Annotated in this window: 12 protein-coding genes, 1 tRNA gene and 1 pseudogene; all 14 read right to left on the bottom strand. The window is 54.8% G+C overall.

Annotation, left to right across the window (positions count from 1 at the left end):
- Positions 1–241 (bottom strand): GTP-binding protein (locus tag AACY11_RS27550; protein WP_339434213.1); only part of this gene is annotated, 241 nt, incomplete at its 3' end.
- 31 nt (positions 242–272) lie between these two features.
- Positions 273–2,378: an elongation factor G gene (gene fusA / locus AACY11_RS27545; protein ID WP_339434212.1), complete on the bottom strand. Its 2,106-nt coding sequence runs from the start codon at positions 2,376–2,378 to the stop codon at positions 273–275.
- A gap of 30 nt (positions 2,379–2,408) precedes the next feature.
- Complete coding sequence (rpsG, locus tag AACY11_RS27540) at positions 2,409–2,882, bottom strand: 30S ribosomal protein S7 (RefSeq protein ID WP_007916467.1); 474 nt, start codon at positions 2,880–2,882, stop codon at positions 2,409–2,411.
- Between the two features lie 107 nt (positions 2,883–2,989).
- A complete protein-coding gene (gene rpsL, locus AACY11_RS27535; RefSeq protein ID WP_003186084.1) occupies positions 2,990–3,361 on the bottom strand; it encodes a 30S ribosomal protein S12 in 372 nt (123 codons plus the stop codon).
- Between the two features lie 216 nt (positions 3,362–3,577).
- Entirely contained in the window at positions 3,578–7,777 is a 4,200-nt protein-coding gene (gene rpoC / locus AACY11_RS27530; RefSeq protein ID WP_042561345.1) for a DNA-directed RNA polymerase subunit beta', read from the bottom strand.
- A 64-nt stretch (positions 7,778–7,841) separates the two neighbouring features.
- Positions 7,842–11,915 (bottom strand): DNA-directed RNA polymerase subunit beta, encoded by a 4,074-nt coding sequence (rpoB, locus tag AACY11_RS27525; protein ID WP_339434211.1) that lies wholly within the window; start codon positions 11,913–11,915, stop codon positions 7,842–7,844.
- Between the two features lie 221 nt (positions 11,916–12,136).
- Positions 12,137–12,502 carry a 50S ribosomal protein L7/L12 gene (gene rplL, locus AACY11_RS27520; protein WP_003228750.1) on the bottom strand — a complete coding sequence of 122 codons (366 nt, stop codon included), beginning with the start codon at positions 12,500–12,502 and terminating at the stop codon, positions 12,137–12,139.
- 74 nt (positions 12,503–12,576) lie between these two features.
- Positions 12,577–13,077, bottom strand: a complete 501-nt coding sequence (gene rplJ, locus AACY11_RS27515) for a 50S ribosomal protein L10 (RefSeq protein ID WP_008081912.1) — start codon at positions 13,075–13,077, stop codon at positions 12,577–12,579.
- 198 nt (positions 13,078–13,275) lie between these two features.
- The gene (gene rplA, locus AACY11_RS27510; RefSeq protein WP_339434210.1) at positions 13,276–13,971 is read right to left on the bottom strand and encodes a 50S ribosomal protein L1; all 696 of its coding nucleotides are present in this window, start codon (positions 13,969–13,971) and stop codon (positions 13,276–13,278) included.
- Entirely contained in the window at positions 13,971–14,402 is a 432-nt protein-coding gene (gene rplK / locus AACY11_RS27505; protein WP_003228756.1) for a 50S ribosomal protein L11, read from the bottom strand. The genes rplA and rplK overlap by 1 nt, the downstream gene beginning before the upstream one ends.
- Positions 14,403–14,519: 117 nt before the next feature.
- Positions 14,520–15,053: a transcription termination/antitermination protein NusG gene (gene nusG / locus AACY11_RS27500; RefSeq protein WP_007916492.1), complete on the bottom strand. Its 534-nt coding sequence runs from the start codon at positions 15,051–15,053 to the stop codon at positions 14,520–14,522.
- Between the two features lie 9 nt (positions 15,054–15,062).
- Positions 15,063–15,431, bottom strand: coding sequence for a preprotein translocase subunit SecE (secE, locus tag AACY11_RS27495; protein WP_339434209.1), 369 nt, complete (start codon positions 15,429–15,431; stop codon positions 15,063–15,065).
- 45 nt (positions 15,432–15,476) lie between these two features.
- Positions 15,477–15,552, bottom strand: a tRNA-Trp gene (locus tag AACY11_RS27490).
- A gap of 53 nt (positions 15,553–15,605) precedes the next feature.
- Positions 15,606–15,760 (bottom strand): annotated as a pseudogene (locus AACY11_RS27485) (hypothetical protein); the annotation flags it as partial.

Raw genomic sequence — 15,760 nt, 5'->3', positions numbered from 1 at the left:
CAACGTGAGCGTAGTGACGGATCAGCGAGTTGTACTCAACGTGCGCGGTGTTGATGGTGATACCGCGAGCTTTTTCTTCTGGAGCGCTGTCGATCTTGTCGAATTCAACTACGGCCGAACCGAAAACTTCGGAGCAGACGCGAGTCAGAGCAGCGGTCAGAGTGGTTTTACCGTGGTCAACGTGACCGATAGTGCCAACGTTGACGTGCGGTAGGGAACGATCAAATTTTTCTTTAGCCACGACAATTAACTCCTAGCCTAAAGGGGCTGAATCAGCCTTGTTTTTTGGTTACGGTTTCGACGATGTGCGACGGAGCCGTATCGTATTTTTTGAATTCCATAGAGTAGCTTGCGCGACCCTGAGACATGGAACGAACGTCGGTCGCATAACCGAACATCTCACCCAGTGGAACTTCGGCACGGATAACCTTGCCGGACACTGTGTCTTCCATACCCTGGATCATGCCGCGACGACGGTTAAGGTCGCCCATCACATCACCCATATAGTCTTCAGGCGTAACAACCTCTACCGCCATGATCGGCTCGAGCAACTCACCACCACCCTTCTGGGCCAGTTGCTTGGTCGCCATGGAAGCAGCCACTTTAAACGCCATCTCGTTGGAGTCGACGTCGTGGTAAGAACCATCGAACACGGTAGCCTTCAGGCCGATCAGCGGATAGCCGGCAACAACGCCGTTCTTCATCTGCTCTTCGATACCCTTCTGGATAGCCGGGATGTATTCCTTAGGAACAACACCACCTACTACTTCGTTCACGAATTGCAGACCTTCCTGACCTTCGTCAGCAGGAGCAAAACGGATCCAGCAGTGACCGAACTGGCCGCGACCACCGGATTGACGAACGAACTTGCCTTCGATTTCACAGTTCTTCGTGATGCGCTCACGATACGAAACCTGAGGCTTGCCGATGTTGGCTTCGACGTTGAACTCACGACGCATCCGGTCAACCAGGATGTCCAGGTGCAACTCGCCCATGCCGGAGATGATCGTTTGACCAGTCTCTTCATCAGTTTTAACGCGGAAAGAAGGGTCTTCCTGAGCAAGTTTGCCCAGAGCAATACCCATTTTTTCCTGGTCATCCTTGGTCTTAGGCTCTACGGCAACCGAAATAACCGGCTCCGGGAAGTCCATGCGAACCAGGATGATTGGCTTGTCAGCGTTGCAGAGGGTTTCACCAGTGGTGACGTCCTTCATGCCGATCAGGGCCGCGATGTCACCAGCGCGTACTTCCTTGATCTCTTCACGGGCGTTTGCGTGCATTTGCACCATACGGCCCACGCGCTCTTTCTTGCCTTTAACCGAGTTGATCACGCCGTCGCCGGAGTTCAACACGCCCGAGTAAACGCGGACGAAGGTCAAAGTACCCACGAATGGGTCGGTAGCGATCTTGAACGCCAGAGCCGAGAAAGGCTCGTTATCGTCTGCATGACGCTCCATCTCTTCTTCCTCGTTATCAGGGTTGGTACCCTTGATAGCAGGAATATCAGTTGGCGCAGGCAGGTAGTCGATAACGGCGTCGAGAACCAGGGGAACACCCTTGTTCTTGAAGGAAGAACCGCAAACAGCCAGAACGATTTCGCCAGCGATAGTACGTTGACGCAAAGCAGCTTTGATCTCTTCGATCGACAGCTCTTCGCCTTCCAGGTACTTGTTCATCAGCTCTTCGCTGGCTTCGGCAGCAGCCTCAACCATGTTGTTGCGCCACTCTTCGGCCAGCTCTTGCAGCTCAGCAGGAATATCCTTGCGAACAGGGACCATACCTTTGTCAGAGTCGTTCCAGTAGATAGCCTGCATGTTGATCAGATCAATCTGACCCTGGAAGTTATCTTCGGAACCGATGGCCAACTGAATCGGCACCGGAGTGTGACCCAGACGCTGCTTGATCTGACCGATCACGCGCAGGAAGTTAGCGCCAGCACGGTCCATCTTGTTCACGTAAACAAGACGTGGAACGCCGTATTTGTTGGCTTGACGCCATACGGTTTCCGACTGAGGCTCAACACCCGAAGTACCGCAGAACACAACGACAGCGCCGTCGAGTACGCGCAGGGAACGCTCAACTTCAATGGTGAAGTCCACGTGGCCCGGGGTATCGATTACGTTGAAACGGTGCTCGTGCGAGTACTGCTTCTCGGAACCTTTCCAGAAGGCGGTAATGGCAGCAGAAGTAATGGTAATACCACGCTCCTGCTCCTGCACCATCCAGTCTGTGGTCGCGGCGCCATCATGCACCTCGCCCATTTTGTGACTTTTGCCGGTGTAAAAAAGGACGCGCTCGGTGGTGGTGGTTTTACCAGCATCCACGTGAGCGACGATACCGATGTTACGGTAGCGACTAATCGGAGTAGTACGAGCCATAAAGCCCTCGCAAAATTAGTGAAGCTAAAATTAGAAGCGGTAGTGCGAGAAAGCTTTGTTGGCTTCGGCCATACGGTGCACGTCTTCACGCTTCTTAACAGCAGCACCTTTACCTTCAGCAGCATCCAGCAGTTCGCCAGCCAAACGCAGAGCCATAGACTTCTCGCCACGCTTACGGGCGAAGTCTACCAACCAGCGCATTGCCAGAGCGTTACGACGGGAAGGACGAACCTCGACCGGAACCTGGTAAGTAGCACCACCAACGCGGCGCGACTTCACTTCGACCAGCGGAGCGATGGCGTCGAGTGCTTTTTCGAAGAGTTCCAGGGGATCGGTGCCAGCCTTACGGGTCGCAACGGTTTCCAGGGCACCATAAACGATACGCTCGGCAACGGCTTTCTTGCCGCTTTCCATAACGTGGTTCATGAATTTGGCGAGGATCTGGCTTCCGTATTTCGGATCGTCCAGAATCTCACGCTTTGCTGCTACGCGACGTCTTGGCATGATAAGCCCTCAAGCGGTCTTCAGGTTAGCTCGGGACAGATCCAATGGATGCGTGCCCGACCTTACTCTTATCGACTCAATAAAATAAAAATCTGCAAAACGGCCGATTACTTCGGACGCTTGGTACCGTACTTCGAACGACCTTGGTTACGACCTTTAACGCCGGAAGTATCCAGGGAGCCGCGAACGGTGTGGTAACGAACACCTGGCAAGTCTTTTACACGACCGCCGCGGATCAGTACCACGCTGTGCTCTTGCAGGTTGTGGCCTTCACCACCGATGTACGAGGAAACCTCGAAACCGTTGGTCAGACGCACACGGCATACTTTACGCAGTGCCGAGTTAGGTTTTTTCGGCGTGGTGGTGTACACACGGGTGCACACGCCACGACGTTGCGGGCAGTTCTGCAGCGCAGGCACGTCGGATTTCTCGACGATACGCTTACGCGGCTGACGTACCAGCTGGTTGATAGTTGCCATCTACTAGCTCCACTGTTGTCTTGCGACGCTATTGTCTTGCAAGAAAAGCAAAATGGCAGGAACGAATTCCCGCCAAATTTAGGGGATCAAGAGTCTAAAGAGGATCTTGCCCCCAGTCAAGGCAAGGCCCCGACCTCCCCGCCCCTCGAACCTCGACAAATTGTCTCGATTCGATGAACGGAGCGATCAGGGCCTTACGCTCATATATCGCAGAACTCAGTTACCGCTCGAGTTCAGCGCTTCGGTCAGTGCAGCTTCCACTTCACTGGCGCTCACGCGCAACGGCTTGTCTGCTTCACGACGACGCTTGCGCTCGCTGTGATAGGCCAGACCGGTACCGGCCGGGATCAAACGACCCACGACTACGTTTTCTTTCAGGCCGCGCAGGTAATCGCGCTTGCCGGTGACGGCTGCTTCGGTCAGTACACGGGTGGTTTCCTGGAAGGAAGCCGCCGAGATGAACGATTCGGTCGACAACGACGCCTTGGTGATACCCAGCAGAACGCGAGTGAACTTGGAGACAAACTTGTCTTCCGCGCCCAGACGCTCGTTCTCTACCAGTACGTGAGTCAATTCCATCTGGTCGCCCTTGATGAAAGTGGAATCGCCGGACTCAGCGATTTCAACCTTACGCAGCATCTGACGCAAAATGGTCTCGATGTGCTTGTCGTTGATCTTCACGCCTTGCAGACGGTAAACGTCCTGGATCTCGTTAACGATGTACTTGGCCAGCGCGCTCACACCCAGCAAACGCAGGATATCGTGCGGATCGCTAGGGCCGTCAGAGATAACTTCGCCTCGGTTTACCTGTTCGCCTTCGAACACGTTCAGGTGGCGCCACTTCGGAATCAGCTCTTCGTACGGGTCAGTACCGTCGTTCGGGGTGATAACCAGACGGCGCTTGCCTTTGGTCTCTTTACCGAACGCGATGGTGCCACTGACTTCAGCCAGAATCGATGCTTCTTTCGGACGGCGAGCTTCGAACAAGTCGGCAACACGCGGCAGACCACCGGTGATGTCGCGGGTTTTCGAAGTTTCTTGCGGGATACGAGCGATAACATCACCGATCGCAATCTTCGCACCATCCGCAACACCGACCAGGGCGTTAGCTGGCAGGAAGTACTGAGCGATAACGTCAGTGCCTGGCAGCAACAGATCCTTGCCGTTGTCATCGACCATCTTCACTGCAGGACGGATTTCCTTGCCGGCAGCTGGACGATCTTTCGCATCGAGTACTTCAATGTTGGTCATACCGGTCAATTCGTCAGTCTGACGTTTGATCGTGATGCCTTCTTCCATGCCCACGTAGGTCACGGTACCTTTCATTTCGGTAACGATTGGGTGAGTGTGCGGATCCCACTTGGCCACGATTGCGCCAGCGTCGACCTTGTCACCTTCTTTAACCGAGATCACAGCACCGTACGGCAGCTTGTAACGCTCACGCTCACGACCGAAGTCGTCAGCGATTGCCAGCTCACCGGAACGGGACACAGCAACCAAGTGACCATCCACTCGCTCAACGTGCTTCAGGTTGTGCAGACGGACGGTACCGCCATTCTTGACCTGAACGCTGTCGGCTGCGGAAGTACGGCTTGCCGCACCACCGATGTGGAACGTACGCATTGTCAGCTGGGTACCCGGCTCACCGATGGACTGGGCAGCGATAACGCCGACCGCTTCACCAATGTTCACCTGGTGACCACGAGCCAGATCTCGGCCGTAGCACTTGGCACAAATGCCATAGCGGGTTTCGCAGCTGATCGGCGAACGCACGATCACTTCGTCGATGCTGTTCAGCTCGATGAACTCGACCCACTTCTCGTCTACCAGAGTGCCGGCAGGAACGATGACGTCCTCGGTACCTGGCTTGAATACGTCACGGGCGATAACACGACCCAATACGCGCTCACCCAACGGCTCGACAACGTCACCGCCTTCAATGTGCGGAGTCATCAGCAAACCGTGTTCTGTGCCGCAATCGATCTCGGTTACAACCAGATCCTGCGCCACGTCTACCAGACGACGAGTCAGGTAACCGGAGTTCGCGGTTTTCAACGCGGTATCCGCCAGACCTTTACGAGCACCGTGAGTCGAAATGAAGTACTGAAGTACGCTCAAACCTTCACGGAAGTTCGCAGTAATCGGCGTTTCAATGATGGAACCGTCCGGCTTGGCCATCAGACCACGCATACCGGCTAGCTGACGAATCTGTGCTGCGGAACCCCGCGCACCCGAGTCGGCCATCATGTACATCGAGTTGAAAGACTCTTGATCGACTTCAACACCATGACGGTCGATGACTTTCTCTTTCGAGAGGTTGGCCATCATCGCCTTGGAAACTTCGTCGTTCGCCTTCGACCAAAGGTCGATCACTTTGTTGTACTTCTCGCCCTGGGTAACCAGGCCGGAGGCGTACTGGCTCTCGATCTCTTTCACTTCGTCGGTGGCAGCACCGATGATGCGGGCTTTTTCATCCGGGATAACGAAGTCATTAACGCCGATGGAAACGCCGGAAATGGTCGAGTAAGCGAAACCGGTGTACATCAACTGGTCAGCGAAAATGACGGTCTCTTTCAAACCAACCACGCGGTAGCACTGGTTGATCAGCTTGGAGATCGCCTTTTTCTTCATCGGCAAGTTGACGACGTCGTACGACAGACCTTTCGGCACAACCTGGAACAGCAGCGCACGGCCGACGGTGGTGTCGACGATACGGGTACCGCTCACGCTGTTGCCGTCACGATCGTTGACGGTTTCGTTGATACGTACTTTAACCTTGGCGTGCAGTGCGGCTTCGCCGGCACGGAACACACGGTCAACTTCCTGCAGATCCGCAAATACACGACCTTCGCCCTTGGCGTTGATCGCTTCACGAGTCATGTAGTACAGACCCAATACAACGTCCTGCGACGGAACGATGATTGGCTCACCGTTGGCTGGCGACAGAATGTTGTTGGTCGACATCATCAACGCACGCGCTTCCAACTGGGCTTCCAGTGTCAGCGGTACGTGCACGGCCATTTGGTCGCCGTCGAAGTCGGCGTTGTACGCGGCGCAGACCAGCGGGTGCAGCTGAATAGCCTTACCTTCGATCAGTACCGGTTCAAACGCCTGGATACCCAGACGGTGAAGGGTCGGTGCACGGTTGAGAAGCACCGGGTGTTCGCGAATCACTTCAGCGAGAACGTCCCAAACCTCTGGCAATTCGCGCTCGACCATTTTCTTGGCCGCTTTGATGGTGGTCGCCAGACCGCGCATTTCCAGCTTGCCGAAAATGAACGGTTTGAACAGCTCGAGGGCCATTTTCTTCGGCAGACCGCACTGGTGCAGACGCAGGGTCGGGCCTACGGTAATTACCGAACGACCAGAGTAGTCAACACGCTTACCGAGCAAGTTCTGACGGAAACGACCTTGTTTACCCTTGATCATGTCAGCCAGGGATTTCAGAGGACGCTTGTTGGAACCAGTGATAGCGCGGCCACGACGACCGTTGTCGAGCAGTGCATCGACCGCTTCCTGCAACATACGCTTTTCGTTGCGCACGATGATGTCCGGAGCGGACAGATCCAGCAGGCGCTTCAAACGGTTGTTACGGTTGATCACTCGACGATACAGATCGTTGAGGTCGGAAGTCGCGAAGCGGCCGCCATCCAGCGGGACCAATGGACGCAGATCTGGCGGCAGAACCGGCAGAACGGTCAGCACCATCCACTCTGGAAGGTTGCCGGAACCCTGGAAGGCTTCCATCAACTTCAGACGCTTGGACAGCTTCTTGATCTTGGTTTCGGAGTTGGTTTGCGGAATTTCTTCACGCAGACGGCCAATCTCGTGTTCCAGGTCGATAGCGTGCAGCAATTCGCGGACAGCTTCAGCACCCATGCGGGCGTCGAAATCATCACCAAATTCTTCCAGCGCCTCGAAGTACTGCTCGTCGTTCAGCAGCTGACCTTTTTCAAGGGTAGTCATGCCCGGGTCGATAACGACATAGCTCTCGAAGTAGAGAACGCGTTCGATATCACGCAGGGTCATGTCCATCAGCAAGCCGATACGCGACGGCAGCGATTTCAGGAACCAGATGTGGGCAACCGGCGAAGCCAGTTCGATGTGCGCCATGCGCTCACGACGAACCTTGGCCAGTGCAACTTCAACGCCGCACTTCTCGCAGATCACACCACGGTGCTTCAAGCGCTTGTACTTACCGCACAGGCACTCGTAATCCTTTACCGGGCCAAAGATCTTGGCGCAGAACAGGCCGTCACGCTCAGGTTTGAACGTACGGTAGTTGATGGTTTCCGGCTTTTTAACTTCACCGAACGACCATGAGCGGATCATCTCAGGCGAGGCCAATCCAATACGGATGGCGTCGAACTCTTCGACTTGACCCTGGTTTTTCAGCAAATTCAGTAGGTCTTTCAAGGCCTTTCCTCCTGGCGGAGCAGAGAGCGGGCAATTCTGCCCCGCTCTCGATTCGCGTCACGTGTTATTCGGTTTCCAGATCGATATCGATGCCGAGGGAACGAATTTCCTTGATCAACACGTTGAAGGACTCGGGCATGCCCGGCTCCATACGGTGATCGCCATCCACGATGTTTTTGTACATCTTGGTACGGCCGTTCACATCGTCCGACTTCACTGTGAGCATTTCTTGCAGAGTGTAAGCAGCACCGTATGCTTCCAGTGCCCAGACCTCCATCTCCCCGAAACGCTGACCACCGAACTGCGCCTTACCACCCAACGGCTGCTGGGTAACCAGGCTGTACGAACCGGTAGAACGAGCGTGCATCTTGTCGTCTACCAAGTGGTTCAGCTTCAGCATGTACATGTAGCCAACGGTAACTGGACGCTCGAACTTGTTGCCGGTACGGCCATCAGTCAGTTGCATCTGGCCGCTTTCCGGCAGGTCTGCCAGTTTCAGCATGGCCTTGATTTCGCTTTCCTTGGCGCCGTCGAACACTGGGGTGGCCATTGGAACGCCGCCACGCAGGTTCTGTGCCAGATCCAGGATTTCCTGATCGGAGAAGCTGTCCAGGTCTTCGTTACGACCGCCGATCTGGTTGTAGATCTCGTCCAGGAAAGTGCGCAGTTCAGCGACTTTACGCTGCTCTTCGACCATACGGTTGATCTTCTCGCCCAGACCTTTGGCTGCGAGGCCCAGGTGGGTTTCAAGGATCTGACCAACGTTCATACGCGAAGGTACGCCCAGTGGGTTGAGGACGACGTCTACCGGGGTGCCATTGGCATCGTGCGGCATGTCTTCAACCGGCATGATCACGGAGACCACACCTTTGTTACCGTGACGACCGGCCATCTTGTCGCCCGGCTGGATGCGACGACGGATTGCCAGGTAAACCTTGACGATTTTCAGCACGCCTGGAGCCAGGTCATCGCCCTGCTGCAGTTTGCGCTTCTTGTCTTCGAACTTGTCGTCCAGCAGACGGCGGCGGTCAACGATGTAGGCCTGAGCCTTCTCGAGCTGCTCGTTCAGAGCGTCTTCAGCCATGCGCAGTTTGAACCACTGACCATGCTCAAGACCGTCGAGCACTTCGTCGGTAATGTCCTGACCTTTCTTCAGACCAGCACCGCCTTCAGCCTTGTGGCCTACCAGAGCGGAACGCAGACGTTCGAAAGTTGCGCCTTCAACGATACGGAACTCTTCGTTCAGGTCCTTGCGGATCTCGTCCAGCTGGGACTTCTCGATCGACAGGGCACGAGCATCACGCTCAACGCCGTCGCGGGTGAAGACCTGTACGTCAATGACAGTACCTTTGGTACCGGTAGGTACACGCAGGGAGGTGTCTTTAACGTCGCTGGCTTTTTCACCGAAAATTGCACGCAGCAGTTTTTCTTCCGGAGTCAGTTGGGTCTCGCCTTTCGGAGTGACCTTACCCACCAGGATGTCGCCTGCGCCGACTTCAGCACCTACGTAAACGATACCGGCTTCGTCCAGCTTGTTCAGTGCAGCTTCACCCACGTTAGGGATGTCCGCAGTGATTTCCTCTGGCCCAAGCTTGGTGTCACGGGCCACACAGGTCAGTTCCTGAATGTGGATCGTGGTGAATCGATCTTCTTGAACAACTCGTTCCGACAGGCAGATGGAGTCTTCGAAGTTGTAACCGTTCCAGGCCATGAACGCGATGCGCATGTTCTGACCCAGTGCCAGCTCACCCATGTCGGTGGACGGGCCGTCAGCCATGATGTCGCTACGCTGAACCCGATCACCTTTACGCACCAGCGGACGCTGGTTGATGCAGGTGTTCTGGTTGGAGCGGGTGTATTTGGTGAGGTTGTAGATGTCGACACCCGCTTCGCCGGTTTCAACTTCGTCATCAGCAACACGAACCACGATACGGCTGGCATCAACAGAGTCGATCACGCCACCACGACGAGCAACGACGCAAACGCCGGAGTCACGAGCTACGTTACGCTCCATGCCGGTACCTACCAGCGGCTTGTCAGCGCGCAGGGTGGGTACAGCTTGACGCTGCATGTTCGAACCCATCAACGCACGGTTGGCGTCATCGTGCTCGAGGAACGGAATCAACGACGCTGCAACCGAAACTACCTGCTTCGGCGAAACGTCCATCAAGGTGACTTCTTCAGGCGCCTTAACGGTGAATTCGTTCAAGTGACGAACAGCTACCAACTCATCGATCAGCGTTTTCTTGTCGTTCATCGTGGCCGAAGCCTGAGCGATCACGTGATCAGCTTCTTCGATGGCAGACAGGAACACGATCTCGTCGGTGACCAATGCGTCTTTCACCACACGGTACGGGCTTTCCAGGAAGCCGTACTGGTTGGTGCGCGCATAAGCAGCCAGGGAGTTGATCAGACCAATGTTCGGACCTTCCGGCGTTTCAATCGGGCATACGCGACCGTAGTGAGTCGGGTGTACGTCACGAACCTCAAAGCCAGCGCGCTCACGAGTCAAACCGCCAGGGCCGAGTGCAGAAACACGACGCTTGTGGGTGATCTCGGACAGCGGGTTGTTCTGGTCCATGAACTGAGACAACTGGCTGGAACCGAAGAACTCTTTCACCGCCGCAGCCACTGGCTTGGCGTTGATCAGGTCTTGCGGCATCAGGCCTTCGCTTTCAGCCATCGACAGACGCTCTTTGACCGCACGCTCAACGCGTACCAGGCCAACGCGGAACTGGTTCTCGGCCATTTCGCCTACGCAGCGAACACGACGGTTACCCAAGTGGTCGATGTCATCGACGATACCTTTACCGTTACGGATGTCGACCAGAGTCTTCAGTACCGCGACGATGTCTTCCTTGCACAGCACACCCGAACCTTCGATCTCGGTACGACCGATACGACGGTTGAACTTCATCCGGCCGACCGCAGACAGGTCATAGCGCTCAGGGCTGAAGAACAGGTTATTGAACAGGGTTTCGGCAGCGTCTTTGGTTGGCGGCTCGCCTGGACGCATCATGCGATAGATCTCGACCAGCGCTTCCAATTGGTTGCTGGTGGAGTCGATCTTCAGCGTGTCAGAAACGAACGGACCGCAGTCGATGTCGTTGGTGTACAGGGTCTCGATGCGAACGACTTGAGCCTTGGCGATTTTGCCGAGGATCTCAACGTTAAGCTCGGTGTTGCACTCAGCCAGGATTTCGCCAGTAGCCGGATGCACGATGACCTTGGCAGTGGTGCGACCCAGGACGTAGTCCAGAGGCACTTCCAGCGTCTTGATACCGGCCTTTTCGATCTGGTTGATGTGGCGCGCAGTAATACGACGGCCAGCTTCAACAATGACCTTGCCTTTTTCATCCTGGATATCCAGAACGGCAATTTCACCACGCAGACGCGATGCAATCAGCTCCAGGCTGAGGGTTTCGCCGCTCAGGTGGAATACGTTGGTGGTGTAGAACGCGTCCAGCACTTCTTCAGTGGTGTAGCCGAGCGCGCGCAGCAGTACCGAGGCCGGCAGCTTGCGACGACGGTCGATACGCACGAATACGCAGTCTTTCGGGTCGAACTCGAAGTCCAGCCACGAACCGCGATAAGGGATGATGCGCGCGGAGTACAACAGTTTGCCGGAGCTATGCGTCTTGCCGCGGTCGTGATCGAAGAACACGCCCGGGGAACGGTGCAGCTGGGAAACGATTACACGCTCGGTACCGTTGATTACGAAGGTACCGTTCTCAGTCATCAGGGGGATTTCACCCATGTAGACTTCTTGCTCTTTGATGTCCTTGATCGCTTTGTTCGACGATTCTTTGTCGAAAATGATCAGGCGCACTTTTACCCGCAAAGGTACGGCGTAAGTTACACCGCGCAATACGCATTCTTTGACATCAAATGCCGGTTCGCCCAGGCGATAACCGACGTACTCCAGCGCAGCATTGCCGGAGTAGCTGATGATCGGGAAAACGGATTTGAAGGCCGCATGCAGGCCCACGTCGCGGAACTGATCTTTAGTCGCTCCCGCTTGCAAGAATTCACGATACGAATCCAGCTGGATGGCCAGGAGGTACGGCACATCCATGACGTCCGGCAACTTGCTAAAGTCCTTGCGGATACGTTTTTTCTCAGTATATGAGTAAGCCATCAGCGTTCCCCAGCTTGGTCACCTGCTTGTTTGGCCCCTCCCGACGGGAGCAGCCAGAAAATCGTGCAAACCCCATGGTTTGCGCCACCACATCGGGTGGTTAAAGCACCTTTATCAGCACCGACCCAGTCGGCTGCCAATAACGGAAAAAGGCCGGTGGCAAGAGCCACCAGCCATCAGCCTGTCGCTTTACGCTCGGGCTGGAGGAGCAAAGTCGATACTTACTTCAGCTCGACTTTAGCGCCTGCTTCTTCCAGCTTCTTCTTGGCGTCTTCAGCAGCTTCTTTCGAAACGCCTTCAGCTACAACCTGAGGAGCGCCGTCTACTTTCTCTTTGGCTTCTTTCAGGCCCAGACCGGTCAGTTCACGAACTGCCTTGATCACGTTAACCTTCTTCTCGCCAGCTTCCAGCAGAACAACGTTGAACTCGGTTTGCTCTTCAACAACAGCGGCAGCAGCAGCTGGACCAGCCGAAGCAGCAGCAGCGGTAACACCGAAGGTTTCTTCCATCGCTTTGATCAGCTCAACGATTTCCACTACGGATTTCTGGCCGATTGCTTCGATGATTTGTTCGTTAGTCAGAGACATGACTCAATTCCTGAATTGGGGGACGGCCTACGCGACCATCGAAATAAACAAAAAACGCGAGAAGTTGACGAGCCTTAGGCTGCGGCAGCTTCTTTCTGGTCGCGAATTGCCGCCAGAGTACGAGCCAATTTGCTGGTAGCGCCTTGAATCACGCTCATCAGCTGAGAAATTGCTTCGTCACGGGTCGGCAGAGTTGCCAGTACGTCGATCTGATTAGCTGCGAGGAACTTGCCCTCGAACGCAGCTGCCTTGATCTCGAACTTGTCCTGACCCTTGGCAAACTCTTTGAAAATACGGGCAGCAGCGCCCGGATGTTCGTTCGAGAATGCAATCAGGGTCGGGCCGGTGAACACGTCGTTGAGGACACTGTATTGAGTGTCAGCAACAGCGCGCTTGAGCAAGGTGTTACGTACAACACGTACGTAAACGCCAGCTTCACGAGCCTCTTTACGGAGTCCGGTCATTGCGCCTACTGTTACGCCACGGGCATCAACCACGACAGCGGACAGAGCGACTTTGGCAGCCTCGTTGACTTCAGCGACGATGGCCTTCTTGTCTTCGAGATTAATTGCCACGGGTTTAACTCCTGCTTGTTACCGTTTCATTCGATCGAAACCGAATGTCGTTTTGGTGTCTGATTCGGTAAGGAACCGGGAGCACCATCTGCGTAGGCTTATGGTTTAAGACTTGCGTCGCCTACGGTCTTGGATAGCCCCCGCCAGGCAGGGACCCCAATCTTTCAATTGGCGCGATCAATCGCGCCAACCTTTGTCTTACGCGTCCAGCGAGCTCTGATCGATAACCAGACCTGGGCCCATAGTGGTGCTCAGGGTAACGCGCTTGACGTAAATACCTTTCGAGGAAGCTGGCTTGATACGCTTCAGATCAGCGATCAGAGCTTCAACGTTTTCCTTCAGCTTGACGGCTTCGAAGCCCATCTTGCCAACGGAAGTGTGGATGATGCCGTTTTTATCGGTGCGATAACGAACCTGACCAGCTTTAGCATTCTTAACCGCAGTAGCTACGTCTGGAGTCACGGTGCCGACCTTCGGGTTAGGCATCAGACCACGTGGACCGAGGATCTGGCCCAGTTGACCTACAACGCGCATGGCATCCGGGGATGCAATCACTACGTCATAGTTCAGGTCGCCACCTTTCATTTCGGCAGCCAGGTCGTCCATACCTACGCGGTCAGCGCCAGCAGCCAGAGCGGCTTCAGCAGCTGGACCCTGAGTGAACACAGCAACGCGAACGGTCTTGCCAGTGCCGTGTGGCAGCACAGTAGCGCTACGAACAACCTGGTCGGATTTACGCGGGTCTACACCCAGGTTTACAGCAACGTCAAACGACTCGCTGAACTTGACAGTCGACAGCTCAGCCAGCAGAGCAGCGGCGTCTACAATGTTGTAGGCCTTGCCTGCTTCGATTTTGCCGGCGATAGCCTTTTGACGCTTGGTCAGCTTAGCCATTACACACCCTCCACGTTAAGGCCCATGCTACGAGCAGAACCGGCGATAGTACGCACGGCTGCATCCATATCAGCTGCAGTCAGATCCGCGTTTTTGGTTTTCGCGATTTCTTCCAGCTGAGCACGGGTAACAGTGCCAACCTTAACGGTGTTCGGACGAGCGGAACCGCTGGTCAGACCGGCCGCCTTCTTCAGCAGAACCGAAGCAGGGGTGGATTTGGTTTCGAAAGTGAAGCTACGGTCGCTGTAGACAGTGATGATCACTGGAGTTGGCAGACCTGCTTCAAGACCCTGAGTACGGGCGTTGAAAGCCTTGCAGAACTCCATGATGTTCACGCCGTGCTGACCCAGAGCAGGACCAACAGGTGGACTTGGGTTAGCCTGAGCGGCCTTCACTTGTAGCTTGATGTAAGCGGTAATCTTCTTGGCCATGAGGCACTCCAATTACGGGTTCAAACGCCTCGAAAGGCTCCCCGGTTACTTGCGCGTTTATCCCAGTGACGACAAAACCCCACAGCCTAAGGCTGCGGGGTTGGGATGCTTGCTCAGCTAGACCTTTTCGACCTGACTGAACTCCAGCTCTACCGGAGTAGAGCGACCGAAAATGAGCACTGCCACTTGGATCCGGCTCTTTTCGTAGTTAACTTCTTCAACGACGCCATTGAAATCAGCAAATGGACCATCATTGACTCGCACCGTTTCACCAGGCTCGAAAAGAGTCTTAGGCTTAGGTTTGTCGCTACCATCAGCAACGCGACGCAGAATTGCTTCTGCCTCTTTATCAGTGATTGGCGCTGGCTTATCAGCAGTTCCGCCGATAAAGCCCATCACACGAGGTGTGTCCTTGACCAAGTGCCAAGTACCCTCATTCATATCCATCTGAACCAGCACATAACCTGGAAAGAACTTACGCTCGCTTTTGCGCTTCTGGCCATTACGCATCTCGACCACTTCTTCAGTGGGAACCAGAATTTCACCAAAGCCATCTTCCATGCCAGCCAGTTTCACTCGCTCAACAAGCGAGCGCATCACATGCTTCTCGTAACCCGAGTAAGCATGCACAACGTACCAACGCTTAGCCACGGGACACCCTTAGCCGACAATCAAGGAAACAAGCCAGCCGAGCAGGGAATCAAGCCCCCACAACAGCAACGCCATAACCAGAACAACAGCCACAACGATTAGCGTGGTCTGCGTGGTTTCTTGGCGAGTTGGCCAAACGACTTTACGAATCTCAGTGCGAGCTTCCTTAACCAGTACAAAGAAAGACTTGCCCTTCGCAGTTTGCAGACCTACAAAGGCAGCTGCAGCAGCAATCACAAGCAATGCGAGTACGCGGTACAGGATCGGCGAAGCTGAGTAATACTGATTACCAACAACGCCAACAACCACCAAAGCAACTACTACAAGCCACTTGAGCAAATCGAAGCGAGAGCCTTGAGTTTCAGCTTTAGGAGTCATCTATGAAGATCCTGTGAAAAGAAAGCCAGACACACCAAGTGAATCTGGCAGGTCAGGAGGGAATCGAACCCCCAACCTACGGTTTTGGAGACCGTCGCTCTGCCAATTGAGCTACTGACCTAAAACAAAATCAGGCCGACCATTATGCCGGCCTGAAAAATACATTACAACCGATTATTCGATGATCTTTGCTACGACGCCGGCGCCGACGGTACGACCGCCTTCACGGATAGCGAAACGCAGACCGTCTTCCATCGCGATGGTTTTGATCAGGGTAACAGTCATCTGAATGTTGTCACCTGGCATTACCATTTCAACGCCTTCTGGCA

Origin of the sequence: Pseudomonas sp. RA_105y_Pfl2_P56 (assembly GCF_963970845.1) — a bacterium.
GTDB classification, from domain to species: Bacteria; Pseudomonadota; Gammaproteobacteria; order Pseudomonadales; family Pseudomonadaceae; genus Aquipseudomonas; species Aquipseudomonas baetica_A.
The sequence above is the reverse complement of the archived record's forward strand: the minus strand, read 5'-3'. Positions and strand labels throughout refer to the sequence as shown.